The following is a 19447-nucleotide window of genomic DNA, read 5'->3' as shown; positions in this document are numbered from 1 at the left end:
ACGCGGCTACGCTCGACCGACACGATCTCGTCACCACTTCGGAAGGACACCCGCCGTGCAACCCGGTGAACAGCCCGACATGTCCCAGCTGCTGCAGCAGGCCCAGCAGATGCAGCAGCAGTTGATGGCAGCCCAGGCGGAGATCGCCGCGACTGAGGTCACCGGTCGCGCCGGCAACGGTCTCGTCGTGGCGACGGTGAAGGGCAGCGGCGAGGTGGTCGGTCTGACCATCGACCCCAAGGTCGTGGATCCCGACGACGTCGAGACCCTGCAGGACCTGATCATCGGTGCGATCGCCGACGCGTCCCGCGCCGCGGGTGAGGTCGCGTCGCAGAAGCTCGGTCCCCTCGCCGGCCTGGGCGGCGGCGGACTCCCCGGCCTGCCCGGCTTCTAGAACCGGGTCGAGAAGCGTGTACGAAGGTCCGGTCCAGGATCTGATCGACGAGCTGGGTAAACTTCCCGGTGTCGGACCGAAGAGCGCGCAGCGCATCGCCTTTCATCTGTTGGGGGTCGAGGCGCCCGAGATCGACCGTCTGCAGAAGGCGTTGCAGCGCGTCCGCGACGGGGTGCAGTTCTGCATCGTCTGCGGCACCGTCTCCGACAAGGAACTGTGCCGCATCTGTGCGGACCCGCGCCGTGATCGGACGAAGATCTGCGTCGTCGAGGAACCCAAGGACGTGCAGGCCGTCGAGCGCACCCGCGAGTTCAAGGGCAGATACCACGTGCTGGGCGGCGCGTTGGATCCGCTGAGCGGGGTCGGTCCCGATCAGCTGCGCATCCGGGAGTTGCTCACCCGCATCGGCAATCAGGAGGACGGCGTCGACGTCTCCGAGGTGATCATCGCGACCGACCCCAACACCGAGGGGGAGGCGACGGCCACCTACCTGCTGCGCATGATGCGTGATTTCCCCGGCCTGTCCGTCACCCGGCTGGCCTCCGGACTGCCCATGGGCGGCGACCTCGAGTTCGCGGACGAGCTCACGTTGGGCCGTGCGCTGTCCGGCCGCAACGTGATGAATTAGCGCTCGAGCCGATAGAGGCGCTCGGGTCGCCCCACGTTGCCGTAGTCGAGCGAGACGGTCACCCGGTCGACGTCGCTGAGGTATTCCAGGTAGCGGCGAGCGCTCGACCGCGACATCCCGGTCCTCTCGGCCATCGTGCTCGCCGAGGTCTCGCCGGGATTCTCCCGCAGTTGGTGCTCGACCATGGCCAGCGTCTCGGCGCTCAGGCCCTTGGGGAGCCGCGTCGCGGTCCCGCGCACGCCGAACGCCTTGTCGACGGCGTCCTGCTCCGCCTCGTCGATCGCGGCCAGCGACTCCCGTGTGCGGCGGTAGTGCTCGAGGCGCTCCTGCAGTGCCTGGAACTTGAACGGCTTGATCAGGTAGTGCACGGCGCCCGCGCGCAGTGCCTTGCGCACCGATTCGGCCTCGCGCTCGCTGGTGATCACCAGGACGTCGAGGTCGGGGATGATCTCCCGGAACGGGCCGATGAGATCGAGCCCGGTGACGCCGGGCAGATGGACGTCCAGCAGCACCAGATCGGGACGGGTGTGCTCCACCTTCTCCAGCGCTTCCTGCGCCGTGTGCGCCACCCCGCACACCTCGAATCCGGCCACCTTGGTGACGAAACCGGTGTGCACCCGCGCGACCATGAAGTCGTCGTCCACCACCAGCACCCTGAGTGTCATCGCGTCCTCCCCCCGGATCCGGTGACGGCCCGGAAGACCGTCCACCGCCTACCGTCCTCGACTCTGTCACTCACGCCGACCTCACCGCCGCGTCGGCGGCACACGACACGCACGAGGGCGAGGCCGAAACCGTGCCCGTCGAGCGACGTCCCCTTCGTGCTCCACCCCTGCTCGAACACGCGATCGGCATCCTCCGTGCCGATGCCGGGGCCGTTGTCGGCCACCTCGACCTCGATCCCGTCCGCGTCCGCGACGATCCGGACGCGCACCACCGCGTCCACCGACTGCCCCTCGAGGACTGCGTCCACAGCGTTGTCGACGAGGTTGCCGACGACGGTGCAGAGGTCTCGGGAGGCATCGTCGTCGAGTCGCGGGAGGTGTGAGGCGTCGTCGAGCGCCACGGTCACCGAGCGGGCCGCGGCGGCGCCGATCTTGGCGATGAGCAGCGCCGCGACCCCGAGATCGTCGATGCGGTCGGTCACGGTGGACGTGAGGCGCTCACGATGCTCGGTGATGCCGTCGACGTACCGCTCCACCTCGTCGTACTCACCGAGCTGGACCAGTCCCGAGATGGTGTGCAGCTGGTTGTCGAACTCGTGGATGTGCTCCCGCAGTGCCGTCGAGCTGGTGCGGCTGATGTCGAGTTTGCTCTGGACCTCGCTCAGTTCGGTGCGGTCACGGAACGTGGTCACCGTGGCCACCTTCTGTCCCGACGCCTCGATCGGCACCGTGTTGAAGACGAGGATGCGATCTCCGGTGAGGACGAGCTGGTCGCCGTCGTCGCTCGGGTGACGCAGGACGTCGAGGACCCGGTCGTCGAGTCCGAGCTCCTCCACCCGCCGGCCCACACCGTCCTCGTCGAGGCCGAGCATGTCGTGTGCGCTGCGACTCAGCAGGACCACCCGACCCGACGGATCCAGCGCCACCACGGCCTCCTTGAGGCCCTCGAGCATCGCCTGCCGCTGGCGCACCAGGTCGACGATCTCCCCGGCCTCCATTCCCATGGTCTGCCGCTTGACGCGTCGGGCCAGCAGGATCGACCCGACGGCGCCCAGAACGGAGGCCACGGCAAGGTAGATGACGAGGTCCGGGGTCGCCTGCGCGAGGCGCTCCCACACCGACGGGTACTCGCGGCCGACGATCGCCACACCGACGATGCGGCCGTCGGCATCGAGCACCGGGACCTGTGACTGCACGGACGCGTCGGGGGACACCGCGGTGTTGGCGCTCGTCTCGGCGAGACCGGTCCAGGATCGGCCCGTCCGCGCGCCCGCTCCCTCGGCCGCCGATTCCTGTCCCACCCGCGACGGGTCGGTCGCGACGACGATGATGCCGTCGGGGTCGGTCAGTTGCGCGTAGTCCAGACCCGAGACGGCCCGCACCGACTCGACTGCACCCTGCAGCGCCGTACGAATGCGGGGCTGGGCGGAGGCGAGCAGTTGTCGCACGGTGGGACTCGCGGCGAGGTTCTCGGCAGCCGACTGGACGCGCAGACCCTGTTCGCGCTGGAAGGTCGCCGACGCCTGGGCCAGTGACAACCCGCTGATGACGACGAGCACCGCGACGATGATGAGAAGCTGCAGTGCGAGCAGTTGCGACGAGAGGGTGCGGCGTGTTCCGAAGATGCGCAGTCGCCGCCCGATCACGAGGTGAACCGTACCGCCGGGCGAGCGCGGAATTCGTGCATCTGCGTGCGCTACGGACGCTCACAATGAACACAATCCCGTTTGTGCACCAAAGGGTGACCACAGTCACAAGATCCGACACAGTGAGACCGTGCCCATGAACCGACGCCTCCGCATCAGCGCTCTCGCAGCGTTGCTCGCGGTGCTCTGCACGGCGACCGCGTGCAGTGCGGGGGTGTCGGCCATGGTGACCGGGGCGGAGGAGCCGGGACTTCGTGTCATCGCTCCGTCGGTCGCCGGTGGCGGTTACGACCTGACCGCTCGCAGTCTGGCCCGAGGTTGGGCCGCGGAGGGCGTCGTGGTGGACGACGTCCTCGTACTACCCGGATCGGGTGGTGTCGTGGGACTCAATCGTCTCGCTCTCGAACAGGGCAACGATCGACTCCTGCTGGTGATGGGGCTGGGTCTGGTGGGCGCACTGTCCACCACCCCGTCCGATCACGAGATCGCGGACGTCACCCCGATCGCCCGACTCGTCACCGAACCCGAGGTCGTCCTGGTGCCGGCAGCATCCCCGCTGCGGACTCTGGCCGATCTCACGAACGCCTGGCGACAGGATCCCGCGGCTCTGCAGTTCGCCGGCGGCTCCGCGGAGGGTGGGCCGGACGGGTTGTTCCGGACGCAGCTCGCCCGCACCGTCGGTGTCGACCCGCGAGCATCCGAGTACCGCGTCTTCGACGGCGGCGGCGAGTTGCTGCCGGCCCTGTTGACCGGCGAGGTCGACGTCGCCACCACCGGCGTCAGCGAATATCTGGACCAGATCGCGTCCGGCACGGTCCGGGCGCTCGCAGTCTCGAGCTCCGAACGTGTCGACGGCATCGACGCGCCCACTCTGCGGGAGCAGGGAGTCGACCTCGACTTCGACAACTGGCGCGGCATCCTCGCCCCGCCGGGACTGCCACCGGAGCGCGTCGACCGCCTGATCGCCGACGTCACAGCACTGGTCGGGTCGCCGCTCTGGCAGGAGATCCTGGCGCAGAACGGGTGGCGAGACGCGCTGCTCACCGGAGACGACTTCGCGTCGTTCCTCCGCGAACAGGCCGACCTGGTCCGCTCGACCATCGATCCACCCACCGACGGCTGACGCCGCACTCCTCCGTACTGCGCCACACCTGTGCCCGCAGCCTGCCTCGACACACCCTGCACTGATCGAACCCTGCACTATTCGAACAACGAGGAGTAGTAACCATGTTGGTGATACTCGGCTTCCTCATGGTTGCCGCTTTCATGTTCCTGATCCTGACCAAACGAGCGACTCCGGTGGTCGCCCTGATCCTGGTCCCGGTCATCTTCGGCCTGTTCGCCGGCGCCGGGCTCGGCATCGGCGACATGATCACGGACGGCATCAAGTCGCTCGCCCCCACGGCAGCGCTGCTGTTCTTCGCGATCATCTTCTTCGGCATCATGATCGACGTGGGTCTGTTCGACCCGCTGGTGCGCGGCATCCTGCGCCTGGTGCGCAACGATCCGATGAAGCTGGTCGTCGGCACCGCGGTGCTCGCCATGGTCGTGTCCCTCGACGGTGACGGCTCCACCACGTTCATCATCGTGACGTCCGCGCTGCTGCCGCTCTACCTGAAACTCGGTGTCTCACCGGTCATCCTGACGGTCGTCGCCGGCCTCGCCAACGGCACCATGAACATCATCCCGTGGGGTGGCCCGACCGTTCGCGCCGCGTCCGCGCTGGGCATCTCGCCCTCCGACGTCTTCATCCCGATGGTGCCGTCGATGATCGCCGGCCTGATCATCGTGCTGCTCTTCTCGATCCACCTGGGTCTGATGGAGCGTCGCCGCCTCGGCTCGCTGGTCTACGACACGGAGCTGGTGGGCGCCGGCGTGGGTACCGACGGCACCGGAACCGGAAACGGAAAGACCCGTCGCAGCACCGGAAGCGCCGACATCACCACCGGCGACGACGAGAACGACGGCAAGGCCGGCCAGTTCATCGACGGCCTCGACCCCAACCGTGACACTCTGCGTCCGAAGCTGCTGTGGTTCAACGCGATCCTGACCGTCACGCTCCTCGTCATCCTGGTCATGGACATCCTCCCCATCCCGGTGCTGTTCATGATCGCCGCCTCCATCGCGCTCACGTTCAACTTCCCGAAGGTCAAGGAGCAGGGCGAGGCCATCGCACGCCACTCCGCCTCGATCGTCTCCGTCGTCGCCATGGTGCTCGCAGCTGCCGTCCTCACCGGCGTGTTCTCCGGTACCGGAATGGTCGAGGCCATGGCCGAGTGGCTCCTCGGCGTCATCCCCGACGCGATGGGTCCGTTCCTGGCCGTCATCACCGGAATCCTGTCGATCCCGTTGACGTTCTTCATGACCAACGACGCCTTCTACTTCGGCATCCTCCCGGTCCTCACCGAGACCGCCGCCCAGTACGGCATCGAGCCGGTCGAGATGGCCCGCGCCTCCATCACCGGACAGCCGGTGCACCTGCAGAGTCCGCTGGTTCCCGCCATCCTGCTGCTGGTCACCCTGGCCGGCGTCTCGCTCGCCGACCATCACCGCAAGGTTCTGTGGCGCGCGACCGTCGTGTCCCTCACCATGCTCGCCGTGGGTGTTCTCCTCGGCCAGATCCCCTTCGGCTGATCAGCATCCACGAGAGAGAGGAGTCACCGACATGAGTGTCGCCGTCGTGCACAACAGTTCCGAGGAAGGCCGCAAGGCACTCGGATCGGCAGTCCAGCAGGCCCGGTCCGCAGGAACCGAACTGGTCGTCCTCCACGCCTTCTCCGGATCCGCGGATCCCTCCTCGGAGGCGAAGGAGACCACCGCGGTCGAGGACTCGATCCGCGCGTCGCTCGCCGCGCTCGGAGAGTCCGAGGCGCAGTGGACTCTCGCTGCGGCCCAGCCCGATCCGGACGCGACCACCACACTGCTCGCGCTCATCGACAAGGCGGACGCCGAGTTGCTGGTCGTCGGGTCGCGGCATCGGTCGGCCGTCGGCAAGTTCCTGATGGGACAGGCCGTCCAGCGCCTGCTTCTCGAAACACCGGTACCGGTGCTGCTCGTCAAGTCGTGAGCGGAGTTCGTACCGTCGCTGTGAGCGCCACCCGCTGGGTGGCGCTCACAGCCGTGTCCGTGGCCGGATGGTTCGCGCTCGACGCCGTCGGCCTGACGGCGCCGTCGTTGTTCGCGGCACTGGTGGTGGCGGTGGTCTTCGCCCTCACCGGACTGGGGCCGCGCGCCGTCCCGCGCGCGGGATCCATGGCGGCGCAGGGAACGTTGGCCGTCACCATCGGTCTCATGGTGGATGTCGAGACGCTGAGTGCGCTGGGGGACAACTGGTTTCCTGCGGTCGCCATCGGGATCGCGACGCTCGTCGTCAGCGCCGGCTGCGGTGCACTGCTCGCATTGAACAAGGACGTCACCGCGGCCACCGGGATGCTGGCGCTGATCGCGGGCGGGGCCACCGGTCTCGTCGCGACAGCGAGAGAGCTCGGCGGCGACGAACGTGTGGTCGCGGTGGTGCAGTACCTGCGGGTGGCACTGGTGGTGGTGACCATGCCTCTGGTGGTCACGTTCGTGTTCCACGCCGACACCCACTCGGTCGCGGCGGCCGCACCCGACGAGAATGCGCTGCCGTGGTGGGTGGGTCTGCTGTTCCTGCTCGGCGCTGTTCTCGTCGGCATCGCGGTGGGGCGGCTCGCGCGGCTTCCTGCACCGGCCACGCTGGGTCCGCTGATGGTGTCCGGCGCCTGCGCGCTGCTGGGCTGGCCCGTGGGCATCGAGGTTCCCATGATCGTGCTGCCACTCGCGTTCCTGGTCATCGGATGGCAAGCGGGACTGGCGTTCACGATGTCGAGCATGCGCCTGATCGGCCGACTCTTCCCCTACGCGTTCGCGCTGGTGCTCGGCATCGGCGTGATCTGTGCGCTGCTCGGATGGGCGCTGTCCGCGTGGACCGGGACCAGCCTGCTCACCGGCTACCTGGCGACGACCCCCGGCGGGTTGGCGGCAGTGCTCGCGGTGTCCGCGTCCACCGGGTCCGATGTCACGTTCGTGGCGTGCGTGCAGCTCATCCGGCTGGTCTCGATGCTCGTGGCGGCACCGCTCATCGCCCAGCTCCTGATGCGCCGGGCGGCGCGGAGGCCGGCCGAGGATCCGGTCTCGGTCTAGCGGCGCAGACGCTCGGTGCGCAGTTGCTCGACGTCGGCCAGGTGCAACGGCTCGAGCGGGTGTCCGAGAGCGGTCTCGAGCAGGTGGTCGGCCAGCTCCGGGTTCCGTGCCAGCGCCGGCCCGTGCATGTACGTCCCGATGACCGATCCCTGGACGACCCCCTCGTTGCCGTCGCCCACTCCGTTGCCGATGCCGTGCTCCACTCGGGCGAACGGGGCCGCGTCGGGGCCGAGAGTGGTTCCGCCGCGATGGTTCTCGAAGCCGGTGAGTGTCTGGGTGAGGCGGTCCGACACCGGGCGGGTGATGACCTCGCCGATGGACCGCGTCGCCTGCGGCGCCGTGGTGACGTTCAGCATCGACACACCGTCGACGCGTTCGCCGGAGCTCGTCTCGTACCACTCGCCCAGCACCTGGATCGCCGCGCAGATGGCGAGCACCGGTGCACCGCGCTCGGCGGCGCGCTGCAGTCCGGGGTAGCGCGCGAGGTGCTTCGTCGCGAGTCGCTGCGCCGAGTCCTCCGCTCCGCCGAGCACGTAGACGTCGAGGGACTCGGGCACCGGATCGGCGAGGGTGATCGACACGATCTCGGCGTCGAGTCCGCGCATCAGCATGCGCTGGCGCAGGACGAGCGCGTTGCCGCTGTCGCCGTACGTGCCCATGACGTCGGGCAGGACGAGCCCGATACGGAAATCAGACACCGGGTGCCTCCTTCGCGGTCTCGCGCGCCAGTGCCCGGCCGAGGTCACGGAAGGCCGTGTAGTTCGCCAGGACCTCCACGCGCCCGGGTGGGCAGGAGGCGATGGCCCGCAACGGGTTCGGCACCACGGTGTGGTCGGCTCCGGCGTACGTCAGGCGAACTCCCAGGTCGGTCGCACGTTCACCGGCCGCCACCACCGTGGTGTTCTCGAAGTGCTCGAACCGCACGTCCCACAGCCACGACAGGTCCTCGCCGTCGGGCACCTGGCCGTTGACGGCGATCACCAGGCCGTCGGCGGCCGGGTCGATCATCGACAGTGCTTCCTGCCATCCGGCGGGGTTCTTGGCCAGCAGCATGCGCACGGTGTGGGATCCGTACTGGATCGAGCTGTAGCGGCCCGCCACCTCGTCGACCGCGGACACCGCGGCGACGGCCTGCGCGGGGTCGGCGCCCATCGTGACCGCGGCAGCGACGGCCTGCGCCGCGTTTCCGCGATTGGCCCGGCCGGGCAGCGTCAAGTTCATGGGGAGCACGAGACCGTCGGGGCCGTACAGGTTCTCGTCGTCGAGCCACCACTGCGGCTCCGGCCGCGAGAACTCGCGCCCGCCCTCCAGCAGACCTGTGCTGCGCCAGTGCGTGCCGTTCCACTCGATGGGTTCCCCGGTGCGGGGGCAGCTGACCGAGTCGCCGACCCACCCGCCGCCGGCGGCCACCCACACGGTCCGCGGAGCGTCGTACGCCGCGGACGTCATCAGCACGTCGTCGCAGTTGGCGACGACGACGGTGTCGGGATGGGCGACGATTCCCGCGCGGAGCTTGCGCTCGATCATGTTGATCTCGCCGACGCGGTCGAGCTGATCACGGCTGAGGTTCAACAACACCAGAACCTCGGGGTTCACGGCGTCGCACACGTGCGGGACGTGCAGCTCGTCGACCTCGAGGGCCGCCAGCGGCGCGGTGCGCCGTGAGTTCAGCGCGGCGACGATGCCCGCGTCCATGTTGGCGCCGTCGGCCTGCGTCGCCACCTCGCCCAGTGTCGCGAGCGCCGCCGCGGTCATCCGGGTGGTGGTCGACTTGCCGTTGGTGCCGGTGATGACGGCCGTGCGTCGATTCGCGCCCAGGCGCGACATGAGGGCCGGGTCGATCTTCAGCGCGACGAGACCGCCGATCATCGATCCCTTGCCGCGACCGGCCTTCTGCGAGGCCCACGCGGCCGCGGAGGCCGCCGACAGTGCCAGGCGTCCGCGGGCTCCGAGGTGCCGTCTGCTGCTGTCGATCATGGTGTCCGATCCTCCCACACGGGAAGGAACTCAGGACGCCCCGAGGATCCGTTCGATGTCGTCGAGCACGGCCTGTCCGCCGCGAGGTCCCACGCCGGTGATCCAGTACGACTGGTCGACGAGGTGCGGATTCGGGAACGCCGTCGTGTTCGACGTGACGGACGTGGGCATCGACGCCGGATCGTCCGGTGTCGCCGACGTCACGACCACGAGATCGGCGCGGGCCTCCGTCGCCAGTTCGGGGGAGACGTCGACACTGATCTCGTTCGACCACTCCGGGCGGGGCGGCGTGGTGAACCCGGCGCACTCGAGGGTGCTGCCCGCGAAGGACAGCGGTCCGTAGAGCGTGAGCTCCTCGTTGCGTGGCCGGATGAGCTGCGCTGTCGACCCGGCGGTGTCGAACCTGTCGGCGATCTCGTCGCACCGCGCGTCGTACTCGCCCAGCAACGGCTCCGCGTCACGTCCGAGGGCGCGCCCGACGAGGCGGACGTTGTCCTGCCACGGGTCGCTCTGCGACGCCATGAACACCGTCGGAGCGATCGCGGACAACCGCTCGTACAGCTCCGAGTGGCGCGTCTCCGTTCCCAGGATCAGGTCCGGCTGCAGAGCCGCGATGGCCTCGACGCGAGGCTCCGCGACGGTGCCGACGGTCTCGATGCGCGACGCCTCGTCGCCCAGATACGGGGGCACCCCCGTCGCCTCGCTCAGCACCGACGTGCCCACCGGAACGACGCCGAGCGCGACACTCGTGTCGAGCTGGACGGGTTCGAGAGTGACGACTCGCAACGGCGACGAGGGCACCTCCGTGTCCCCGCGCGCATGGGTCACGGTCCGGGTGCTGTCCGCGGCGTCCTCGGCTGTCGCATCGGTCGAACACGCCGAGGCCACGAGGGCCGTCGCGGCGAGCAGGGTCGCCAGGACAGTACTTCTTCTTCCGAACACGCTTGCCGAGCCTCCGTCACAGTGATGGTGAGGGGACCCTAACCGACGGTGGCTCCGGACGGGGGAGTCACGATCCGGGGCTCGGTCGGTGTGGTCGTCGCGGATCGCGGCGAGCGGCTCAGACCCCACGTGCAGCCGCCGATCACGACGGCCGCACCGACGAGGGAGAGGACGCTCGGCGTCTCGTCGAGCACGAGCCAGGACGCACCGATGCCGACGACCGGGACCAGCAACGAGAACGGCGCGACGACGCCGGCGGGGTAGCGGCTGATCAGGACGGTCCACAGTCCCGAGCCGGCGATCGTGCCGATGAGCACGATGTAGGCGAGCCCGATCAACCCGGAGAACTGCCCGGCCGACACCACGTCGCCGATGGCGGTCCATCCCGTGGTCGGACCCTCGACGACGGCCGACAACGCGAACATCGGCAGCGGGGGAACCACCGTCATCCACAGCATGAGTCGCATCGGCTCGACGGGAACGCCGGAGGCCGGTCGAGATGCTCGAGTCGCCAGTCGGTTTCCGAGATTGCCGAAGGCCCAGCTGAGGCCTGCCAGCAGCGTCAGCAGCACGGGCAGGAGGGTGGCGTTGTGGGCACGATCCCACCCGATGAGAATCATGCCCCCGACGGCGATGCCGATCCCGATCCACTGGCGCGGCCCGACCTTCTCCCGCAGCAGCAGCGCGCCGAGAACGACGGTGAACGGCGCCGACGACTGGAGTACCAGCGAGGCCAGGCCGGTGGGCATGCCGGCGTTCATCGCGGCGAAGAGGAACGCGAACTGCAGCAGGCCGAAACCCGTGCCGTACAGCAGGAGCCAGCGCACCGGCACGGTCGGTCGGCGGACGAAGAGGACGACCGGAACGGCGATCACCGCGAACCGCAGCGCAGCGAAGAAGAACGGCGGGAACTGGTCGAGCCCGGCGCGGATGGCGAGGAAGTTCAGTCCCCAGACCACCACGACGATCAGTCCGAGCAGGCGGTCGCGAGTGGTCATGACCTCGAGTGTTCCGGGTGCGACTGCTAAGAACAATCGAATTGTGGTGACCGGTAGCTGTAGCGTTGCTACATGAATGTCGACCGGTTGCGCGTCCTGCGGGCGCTGGCGGATCGCGGCACGGTCGCCGCGGCCGCCGACGCGCTGTCGATGACACCGTCCGCGGTGTCGCAGCAGCTCAAGGTGTTGGCGAGGGAGGCGGGAGTCGCCCTGCTCGAACCCGACGGGCGCCGCGTGCGGCTCACCGCGGCGGGACGCGCGCTGCTTCCTCACGCCGACGACGTGCTCGCCGCCCTCGACCGGGCGTCGGAGGAGATGGCGTCGTACCGCGGCAGCGCACGCGGAACCGTTCGACTGGCGCTCTTCCCCTCGGGCGCCGCACTGTTGCTGCCGGGGGTTCTGGACCGGCTCACCGAGGCGGGTGTGGATGTCGACGCCCGGGACGAGGACGTGCCCGCGTCGGCCGTGCCGGCGTTGCTCGCGGACTACGACGTGGTGCTGACGCATCGGGACGAGCGCGCACCGAGCATCGCGTCCGAGCGGGTGGAGGTGCGTTCACTGATGCGCGAGCCCATCGACCTGGTGCTGCCGCCGGGGCACCCGCTGGCGGAGCGTGATGCCGTCGACATCGAGGATCTGGCGGACGAGCGGTGGATCAGTGTCCGCGGAGGGTTCCCGGTGGACGACGTGCTGCTCTCCATCGCGACGGTCACCGGGGTGGCGCCGCGAGTCAATCTGCGGATCAACGACTTCCGGCTCATGGAGGAGCTGGTGGCCCACGGCCACGGGATCGCGCTGATGCCGCGCCACGCCTCGACGCACCCGGGTGTCACGCAACGCCGGTTGGCCGGGGTGCGCGCGGCCCGCATCTACGACCTGGCGACACGACCCCGCGCCGCGGAGCGTCCGGCCGTGCGGGCCGTGGTGGACGCGTTCGCGGCGCGGGTCGCGGAGGTCACTGCGTGACCCGTGCGCCTTTTGCGTATCCCTGGATGCGCAGAACGCGCACGAGGGCTACGCCCCGGATCGTGCCGCCCGGTTCACGGCCGAGACCACGGCGCGCAGTGATGCCGTGGTGATGGAGGTGGCGATACCGACACCCCACACGATGGTCTCGCCGCCGCCGGGCAGCCGCACGGCCGCCTCGACGTAGGCCGCGGCCTGGGCGTCGTCGCCGGCGGACATGGCGTGCTCGGAGTAGTCGAGGACGCTGACGTCGTACCCGATGGAGCCCAGCGCGTCGACGAAGGCGGCGAGTGGACCGTTGCCGTCGCCCGTGATCTCCTGCTCGGCGCCGTCGACCTTGACGATCGCGGAGATCGAGTCGATTCCGCCGTCCTCCTCGGCCGCGGTGACGCGCTGCCGGATGCGCTCGAGAGGAACGATCGGGGCCAGGTACTCCTCGGAGAACACGTCCCACATGGCCTTGGGCGACACCTCGCCGCCCTCGCCGTCGGTGACGCGCTGCACGGCCGAGGAGAACTCGATCTGCAGTCGACGCGGCAGCACCAGCCCGTGGTCCGACTTCATGATGTAAGCGACGCCGCCCTTGCCGGACTGCGAGTTGACGCGGATCACGGCCTCGTACGTGCGGCCGACGTCCTTGGGGTCGACGGGCAGGTACGGAACCTGCCACAGCACGTCGTCGACGTCCTGATCCTGTTCGTCCGCAGACACTTTCATCGCGTCGAGGCCCTTGTTCACGGCGTCCTGGTGGCTGCCGGAGAACGCGGTGTAGACCAGGTCGCCGCCGTACGGGTGGCGCTCGTGGACGGGCAGCTGGTTGCAGTACTCGACGGTGCGCCGGATCTCGTCGATGTTGGAGAAGTCGATCTGCGGGTCGACTCCGCGAGTGAAGAGATTCAGGCCCAGCGTGACCAGGCAGACGTTGCCGGTGCGCTCACCGTTGCCGAAGAGGCAACCCTCGATGCGGTCGGCGCCGGCCTGGTAGCCCAGTTCGGCTGCGGCGACGCCGGTCCCGCGGTCGTTGTGCGGGTGCAGGCTCAGCACGATCGAGTCGCGACGTTCGAGATTGCGGTGCATCCACTCGATGGAGTCGGCGTAGACGTTGGGGGTCGCCATCTCGACGGTCGCGGGCAGGTTCAGGATCATCGGGTTCTCCGGTGTGGGAGCGATGATCTCGGTGACCGCGTCACAGACCTTCTTGGCGTACTCGAGCTCCGTGCCGGTGTAGGACTCGGGCGAGTACTCGTAGCGCCAGTGCGTGTCGGGGAACTTCGTCGCCTCCTCGAGCACCTTGCGGGCACCGTCGGTCGCGATCTTCTCGATGGCGTCGCGGTCCGCGCGGAAGACCACGCGGCGCTGCAGGATCGACGTGGAGTTGTAGAAGTGGACGATGACGCTGCGGGCGCCCTCGCACGCGACGAACGTGCGCTCGATCAGTTCCGGTCGGCACTGGGTGAGCACCTGGATGGTGACGTCGTCGGGAATCGCACCGTCCTCGATGATCTCGCGGACGAAGTCGAAGTCGGTCTGGCTCGCGGACGGGAAACCGACCTCGATCTCCTTGTAGCCCATACGAACCAGCAGTTCGAACATGCGGCGCTTGCGCGCGGGGCTCATCGGGTCGATGAGTGCCTGGTTGCCGTCACGCAGGTCCACGGCGCACCACTGGGGTGCGCGATCGATGACCTTGTCCGGCCAGGTGCGGTCGGGGAGGGTGAGCGGTTCGACCTCCTCGGCGAACGACCGGTACCGGAACGTCGGCATCGACGAGTTCTTCTGGGTGTTCCACGAGGGCTGATCGGCGGGCGCAGGCTTGGTGGGGGTGGTGACCGTGCGTGAGCCGGATACGAAAGCGTCGGCGGGTGACATCGATGATCTCCGTTGTGAGGAAGGGGACGACCGGCGCCGAAAAGACCCGCGACAGGGAGCCGGTCTGTGAATCAGACCCCGTCGCGGCGACGAAGGAGGAGGGCGAACCCGGCGCCGAACATGCGGGTCACCCTACTCCGTCGCCCGCGCGGACGACACCGGCACGTCTCACGGGCGCGGTGCCACGTCCGCCCACCGCTCCGGTTCCGCCAGCATGGCGCCGTCTGCGGTGCGCCAGCAGGCGGACAGGAGGTCGTACCCGGCCGCGTCGACTCGCAGGTGCGACTCCCACCTCGCCGACGTCCACTCCCGGTCGTCGCTGACGGCGTGCTCGGCGGCGAAGGCGGCCCCGACGAGCTCGAACTGCACGTCTCGCCGCGCGGTCATGGCGTCCGGATGGGTGGGTGTCACGGTGCGCAGCAGATCCGCCGTCCGGCGACAGGCGTCGAGAACGCGCCCGTCGCACCACAGCAGGCACCGCCGATGAGCGTGACGAGCGACCACCCACATCGACGCCAGCGCGCACACCACACCGATGCACGTCTCGACGAGACGTTCGGTCGCGAGCGGCCACGCCTGCGCACCCGGATGGGACGCGCCGCCGATGAGCAGCGCCAGGGGCGTGATGAACATGACGGCGATGCCGTAGTTCCGAGCGATGACCAGTTCGATGAGGAACTGCAGTGCCATCAGCAGCAGGACCAGCACGAACCCGCTCGGTGACAGTGAGAAGACGATGGCGAAGAGCACCACTCCGACGGCCGTGCCCACCAGGCGGTGCAGGGCGCGGACGGTACCTCGTGGTCGGTCGAGGCCCTGTTGCAGCACGAGGACCGCGCCGATGACAGCCCAGTCGGGCCGCCCGAGCCCGGCGACGACGGCGATCGCGCCCGAGGCCGCTGATGCGCAGAAGACGCGGAGCGCCGTGGTGGTGGCGTGGGAATCGACGTGCAGGGCCCGGACCAGCCGGAACTTGATCGTCGGGCGCGACATCGGGACGGAGGGCGTGTGATCCGGAGTGACGTGCACGGTGTCCGACGCGTGCTCGGGATCGAGCGGTGCGTCGCCGATGATGCGCGCGAAGTCGAGGTGGACTCTCCGTAGTCGCAGGACCAGCGGATCGTCGATCCGGCGAGCCGGTATCCCGGCGTCGTGCAGCGCGGCCCAGGCGCGATCGACCGCGACGGCGGCGCGGTGCCGGGCACCGACCGCGGGATCGCCCGCGGTGCGCGCCTCACCGAAGACGGTCACGCTCCGCTCGGCGGCCGCCACGGCGTCACGTTCCGGTTTCGACGCGTCGCGCAGCGCCGGTGCCATCGACACGACCAGGGCCCACAGCGCTCCGAGCGCGACGCAGGCGGAGTTGACCCACGCCGTCACCCCGCTCTGCGGGACGATGGTGGCGATCGCGCAGGTCAGGACGAAGAAGAAGGCACCGGGCGGTCCGAGACGGAGCGCATCCACCACGAAGGTCGCGACGGTGCCCAGGACGGTGAGCACCACGACGACGAGGACGGCGCCCACCACGGAGTTCCGCGGGTCGCCGTACTGGCCCACGAGGCCGCCGACGGTGGCGGACAGCACGAGCGCGAGACCGGCCCACAGGACGACCGACCAGCGGGACCGGAACGGCCGGCCCTCGCCGTAGACGACGGCGAACCCGCCTGCCGCGGTCAGCAGGGCCTCGGTGGGAAAACCGAGCGCGAGCAGCGCGAGTGCCGGAACACCGAACGCGAGCGCGGCGCGGAGGCCGCCGGGCCAGCGCGGCTCCACCGACGGCACCGCGACGAAGAGTCGTCGGCGCCGAGGACGAGGCGGTAGAGCGGACGGGTCCGGGGCTGTCACCACCTGATGGTAGGCACGCGATTCCCCCCGGACCTCCGCAGGTCGGTAGGCTGCTGACCGTTCCGGCGGCACCCGTCGCACCAGTGGATGTCCAGCGGGACGTTCTCGACTCGGGAGGTAGCACCAGCGTGGCACTCGTCGTTCAGAAGTACGGAGGATCCTCGGTGGCGACCGCCGAGCGGATCCGGCGCGTCGCTGAACGGATCGTCGAGACCAAGCGCAAGGGCCACGACGTGGTCGTGGTCGTCTCCGCGATGGGAGACACCACCGACGAACTGCTCGACCTCGCGCAGCAGGTGTGCCCCGCGCCGCCCGCGCGGGAGATGGACATGCTGCTCACGTCGGGCGAACGCATCTCCAACGCGCTCGTCGCCATGGCCATCCACTCCCTCGGCGCCGAGGCCCGGTCCTTCACGGGATCGCAGGCCGGCGTCGTCACCACCAGCGTGCACGGCAACGCCAAGATCATCGACGTGACGCCCGGGCGCGTCCGCGACGCACTCGACGAGGGCTCGATCGTCCTCGTCGCCGGTTTCCAGGGCGTCAGCCAGGACAGCAAGGACGTGACGACGCTCGGGCGCGGTGGCTCCGACACCACCGCCGTCGCGCTCGCGGCAGCACTGAACGCCGACGTCTGCGAGATCTACACCGACGTCGACGGCATCTTCACCGCCGACCCACGCATCGTTCCCGACGCCCGTCACCTCGAGAAGGTCTCGTTCGAGGAGATGCTCGAGATGGCGGCGTGCGGCGCCAAGGTCTTGATGCTGCGGTGCGTGGAATACGCCCGCCGCTACAACGTTCCCGTCCACGTCCGCTCGTCGTACACCACCAAGCCAGGGACCATCGTGTCCGGATCCATGGAGGACATTCCAGTGGAAGAAGCCATTCTGACCGGTGTCGCGCACGACCGGAGCGAAGCGAAGGTCACGGTCGTCGGCCTGTCCGATCAGCCGGGCTTCGCCGCCAAGGTCTTCCGGGCCGTCGCGGACGCCGAGATCAACATCGACATGGTGCTGCAGAACGTCTCGCGCATCGACACCGGCAAGACCGACATCACGTTCACGTGCCCCAAGGCCGACGGACCCACCGCGGTGGAGAAGCTGACCAAGCTGCAGGGCGAGATCGGCTTCACCAAGGTGCTCTACGACGACCACATCGGCAAGGTCTCGCTCATCGGCGCCGGCATGAAGTCGCACCCCGGCGTCACCGCGACGTTCTGTGAAGCGCTCGCCGACGCGGGCATCAACATCGACCTCATCAGCACCTCGGAGATCCGTATCTCCGTGCTGACCAAGGACTCCGAGCTCGACGAGGCCGTGCGCGTGCTGCACGCCGCCTTCGGCCTCGGCGGCGACGAGATCGCCGTCGTGCACGGCGGAACCGGAAGGTAGGAGCACCATGACCACGAATTCCACCGGCCTCCACATCGGAGTCGTCGGCGCGACCGGCCAGGTCGGCGCCGTCATGCGAACCTTGTTGGCGGAGCGTAAGTTTCCCGTCGCCTCGATCCGTTTCTTCGCGTCCGCCCGGTCCGCCGGCAAGACCCTGCCGTGGGGCGACGGCGAGATCACCGTGGAGGACGCGTCCACCGCGGATCCCACCGGGCTCGACATCGCGCTGTTCTCGGCCGGCGCCACCATGTCCCGCGAGCAGGCGCCGCGCTTCGCCGCCGCCGGCGTCACCGTCATCGACAACTCCTCCGCGTGGCGCAAGGATCCCGACGTCCCGCTCGTGGTCAGCGAGGTGAACCCCGAGGCGACGAAGAATCTCGTCAAGGGCATCATCGCGAACCCCAACTGCACCACCATGGCGGCGATGCCGGTGCTCAAGGTGCTGCACGACGAGGCCGGGCTGCAGCGGCTCATCGTCTCGAGCTACCAGGCAGTGTCCGGCAGCGGTCTCGCCGGTGTCGAGGAACTGGCGACGCAGGCGCGCGCCGTGGTGGCCGACGCCGAGAAGCTGGTGCACGACGGCAGCGCCGTCGCGTACCCCGATCCGACGGTCTACACCGCGCCGATCGCGTTCAACGTCCTGCCGCTCGCGGGCTCTCTCGTCGACGACGGAAGCGGCGAGACGGACGAGGACCAGAAGCTGCGCAACGAGTCCCGCAAGATCCTGGGTCTGCCGGACCTGCTGGTGAGCGGCACGTGCGTCCGCGTTCCCGTGTTCACCGGCCACTCGCTGTCGATCAACGCGGAGTTCGCGAACCCGCTGCCCGTGGAACGGGCGACGGAACTGTTGTCGTCGGCTCCCGGCGTGCGCGTGGTGGCCGTGCCGACGCCTCTGCAGGCGGCCGGCGCCGACGAGTCGCTCGTCGGACGCATCCGGCAGGATCCCGGTGTGCCGGACGGTCGCGGACTCGCGCTGTTCGTGTCCGGCGACAACCTGCGCAAGGGTGCTGCCCTCAACACGATCCAGATCGCCGAACTCTTCGTTCGGTAGTGCGGGAAGGCCGGAGGCCGGTCGGATCAGGCGGGAAGGCCGGAGGCCGGTCGGATCAGGCGGGAAGGCCGGAGGCCGGTCGGGTTCGGCGGGAAGGCCGGAGGCCGGTCGGATCAGGCGAGAAGGCCGGAGGCCGGTCGGATTCGGTCCCGCGCGCTCAGCTCTCGAGGGCGCGCAGGGTGCGGTGCGTGTCGCGTGACGGCACGTACCCACCCAGGATCGAACTCCAGGTCCACAGGCGTCCGTCGAGTCGGTAGCGCCCGTGGGGGAGACCGGCGTCGAGCGCTGTCGCCTCGCCGCTGACCACGGCCGAGAGCATCACGCTCTCGTCGACGACACCGACCACCATCGCATCGACCGTGGACACCGGCTCGTCGGCATCGCGGCCCGACGAGTCGACCAGCGGCTCCATGACCGCCTCGGTGCCCTCGGGAGCGTGGAGGAAGCCGGAGTCGTGCGAGCACCCGTCGGCCTGACACTGTTCGAATCCGGCGATCACCTCGAGCCGCTCGATCAGTGGCCACAGGTCCTGCGAATGCCAGCGGGACAGTCCGCTCTCGCCGCCGTAGGCCTCGCTCCAGGACGCGAACACGGCGGTGAACTCCTCGACCACCGGTCCGTGCCGGTACCAGCAGCGGGGGATGCGCTCGGTCAGCTCGTAGCGGTCACGCAGCCACCACACCCAGTCGGTCACCTCGTCCCACAGGCGGGCGGCGTCGTCGGTGTCGAGATAGCGCCACGTGTAGCGACCGCGGGCGCGATCGGGACCGGGGAGAGTGCCCGGACGAGGTCGAGCGCCGCGGCCCGAAGGATCACCGTGGTGCGGGAAACCGCCGTGGTAAGACATCGTGTCCTTGCCGGCCGCGCGCCAGGGTGGTGGCGAACAGCCTGCTCGAGAGTGGCCGTGT

General features: G+C 69.2%; 18 protein-coding genes. 9 read left to right on the top strand and 9 right to left on the bottom strand.

Features of this window, described 5'->3' with window-relative positions:
* Window positions 1-55 precede the first annotated feature (55 nt).
* Together HQ312_RS14295 and recR are read left to right on the top strand one after the other, a co-directional pair.
* Window positions 56-394 (top strand): YbaB/EbfC family nucleoid-associated protein, encoded by a 339-nt coding sequence (locus HQ312_RS14295; protein WP_204869622.1) that lies wholly within the window; start codon window positions 56-58, stop codon window positions 392-394.
* Window positions 395-410: 16 nt separating this feature from the next.
* Window positions 411-1022 (top strand): recombination mediator RecR, encoded by a 612-nt coding sequence (gene recR, locus HQ312_RS14290; protein WP_027506637.1) that lies wholly within the window; start codon window positions 411-413, stop codon window positions 1020-1022.
* Here recR and HQ312_RS14285 read toward each other — a convergent pair.
* Both HQ312_RS14285 and HQ312_RS14280 read right to left on the bottom strand, forming a co-directional pair.
* Window positions 1019-1687 carry a response regulator gene (locus tag HQ312_RS14285; protein ID WP_222638977.1) on the bottom strand — a complete coding sequence of 223 codons (669 nt, stop codon included), beginning with the start codon at window positions 1685-1687 and terminating at the stop codon, window positions 1019-1021. The genes recR and HQ312_RS14285 overlap by 4 nt on opposite strands.
* Window positions 1684-3333: an ATP-binding protein gene (locus HQ312_RS14280; protein ID WP_308115830.1), complete on the bottom strand. Its 1650-nt coding sequence runs from the start codon at window positions 3331-3333 to the stop codon at window positions 1684-1686. Before HQ312_RS14280 ends, HQ312_RS14285 begins: the two co-directional genes overlap by 4 nt.
* A 136-nt stretch (window positions 3334-3469) precedes the next feature.
* On the opposite strand from HQ312_RS14280, the gene HQ312_RS14275 reads away from it, so the two are divergent.
* The 4 genes from HQ312_RS14275 to HQ312_RS14260 all read left to right on the top strand — a co-directional run bounded on the left by HQ312_RS14275 (window position 3470) and on the right by HQ312_RS14260 (window position 7497).
* Window positions 3470-4456: a tripartite tricarboxylate transporter substrate binding protein gene (locus HQ312_RS14275; protein ID WP_222633438.1), complete on the top strand. Its 987-nt coding sequence runs from the start codon at window positions 3470-3472 to the stop codon at window positions 4454-4456.
* Window positions 4457-4560: 104 nt separating this feature from the next.
* A complete protein-coding gene (locus HQ312_RS14270; protein WP_222638976.1) occupies window positions 4561-5967 on the top strand; it encodes a CitMHS family transporter in 1407 nt (468 codons plus the stop codon).
* Window positions 5968-5998: 31 nt separating this feature from the next.
* The gene (locus HQ312_RS14265) at window positions 5999-6400 is read left to right on the top strand and encodes a universal stress protein (RefSeq protein WP_056443269.1); all 402 of its coding nucleotides are present in this window, start codon (window positions 5999-6001) and stop codon (window positions 6398-6400) included.
* A 20-nt stretch (window positions 6401-6420) separates the two neighbouring features.
* On the top strand, window positions 6421-7497 hold the full coding sequence (locus HQ312_RS14260; RefSeq protein ID WP_308115831.1) for an AbrB family transcriptional regulator: 1077 nt from the start codon (window positions 6421-6423) through the stop codon (window positions 7495-7497).
* Here the strand turns inward: HQ312_RS14260 and HQ312_RS14255 are convergent.
* The 4 genes from HQ312_RS14255 to HQ312_RS14240 are packed head-to-tail and all read right to left on the bottom strand — an operon-like array spanning window position 7494 to window position 11414.
* Window positions 7494-8195, bottom strand: coding sequence for a type 1 glutamine amidotransferase (locus HQ312_RS14255; RefSeq protein ID WP_204869628.1), 702 nt, complete (start codon window positions 8193-8195; stop codon window positions 7494-7496). The two genes, HQ312_RS14260 and HQ312_RS14255, sit on opposite strands and share 4 nt — an antisense overlap.
* Entirely contained in the window at window positions 8188-9474 is a 1287-nt protein-coding gene (locus tag HQ312_RS14250) for a MurT ligase domain-containing protein (RefSeq protein ID WP_222638974.1), read from the bottom strand. The genes HQ312_RS14255 and HQ312_RS14250 overlap by 8 nt, the downstream gene beginning before the upstream one ends.
* Window positions 9475-9504: 30 nt before the next feature.
* The gene (locus HQ312_RS14245) at window positions 9505-10416 is read right to left on the bottom strand and encodes an iron-siderophore ABC transporter substrate-binding protein (protein WP_027506646.1); all 912 of its coding nucleotides are present in this window, start codon (window positions 10414-10416) and stop codon (window positions 9505-9507) included.
* A gap of 38 nt (window positions 10417-10454) precedes the next feature.
* Window positions 10455-11414, bottom strand: coding sequence for an EamA family transporter (locus tag HQ312_RS14240; RefSeq protein ID WP_222638973.1), 960 nt, complete (start codon window positions 11412-11414; stop codon window positions 10455-10457).
* A gap of 72 nt (window positions 11415-11486) precedes the next feature.
* Here HQ312_RS14240 and HQ312_RS14235 point away from each other — a divergent pair, with 72 nt between their 5' ends.
* Window positions 11487-12380: a LysR family transcriptional regulator gene (locus tag HQ312_RS14235; protein ID WP_222633309.1), complete on the top strand. Its 894-nt coding sequence runs from the start codon at window positions 11487-11489 to the stop codon at window positions 12378-12380.
* 48 nt (window positions 12381-12428) lie between these two features.
* Here the strand turns inward: HQ312_RS14235 and leuA are convergent, their stop codons facing one another.
* Both leuA and HQ312_RS22220 read right to left on the bottom strand, forming a co-directional pair.
* On the bottom strand, window positions 12429-14249 hold the full coding sequence (gene leuA / locus HQ312_RS14230) for a 2-isopropylmalate synthase (RefSeq protein ID WP_027506649.1): 1821 nt from the start codon (window positions 14247-14249) through the stop codon (window positions 12429-12431).
* Window positions 14250-14417: 168 nt separating this feature from the next.
* The gene (locus tag HQ312_RS22220) at window positions 14418-16094 is read right to left on the bottom strand and encodes an FUSC family protein (protein WP_222638972.1); all 1677 of its coding nucleotides are present in this window, start codon (window positions 16092-16094) and stop codon (window positions 14418-14420) included.
* Between the two features lie 128 nt (window positions 16095-16222).
* On the opposite strand from HQ312_RS22220, the gene HQ312_RS14220 reads away from it, so the two are divergent.
* Both HQ312_RS14220 and HQ312_RS14215 read left to right on the top strand, forming a co-directional pair.
* Entirely contained in the window at window positions 16223-17488 is a 1266-nt protein-coding gene (locus HQ312_RS14220; protein WP_027506651.1) for an aspartate kinase, read from the top strand.
* A gap of 7 nt (window positions 17489-17495) precedes the next feature.
* Entirely contained in the window at window positions 17496-18539 is a 1044-nt protein-coding gene (locus HQ312_RS14215; protein WP_222638971.1) for an aspartate-semialdehyde dehydrogenase, read from the top strand.
* 157 nt (window positions 18540-18696) lie between these two features.
* On the opposite strand, the gene HQ312_RS14210 is transcribed toward HQ312_RS14215, so the two are convergent.
* Window positions 18697-19386 carry a hypothetical protein gene (locus HQ312_RS14210; RefSeq protein ID WP_056443289.1) on the bottom strand — a complete coding sequence of 230 codons (690 nt, stop codon included), beginning with the start codon at window positions 19384-19386 and terminating at the stop codon, window positions 18697-18699.
* Window positions 19387-19447 lie beyond the last annotated feature (61 nt).

This window comes from Rhodococcus sp. BP-316 (assembly GCF_019836105.1).
In the GTDB taxonomy this organism is placed as follows: domain Bacteria; phylum Actinomycetota; class Actinomycetes; order Mycobacteriales; family Mycobacteriaceae; genus Rhodococcoides.
This window is presented reverse-complemented; position numbering and strand designations above follow the sequence as displayed.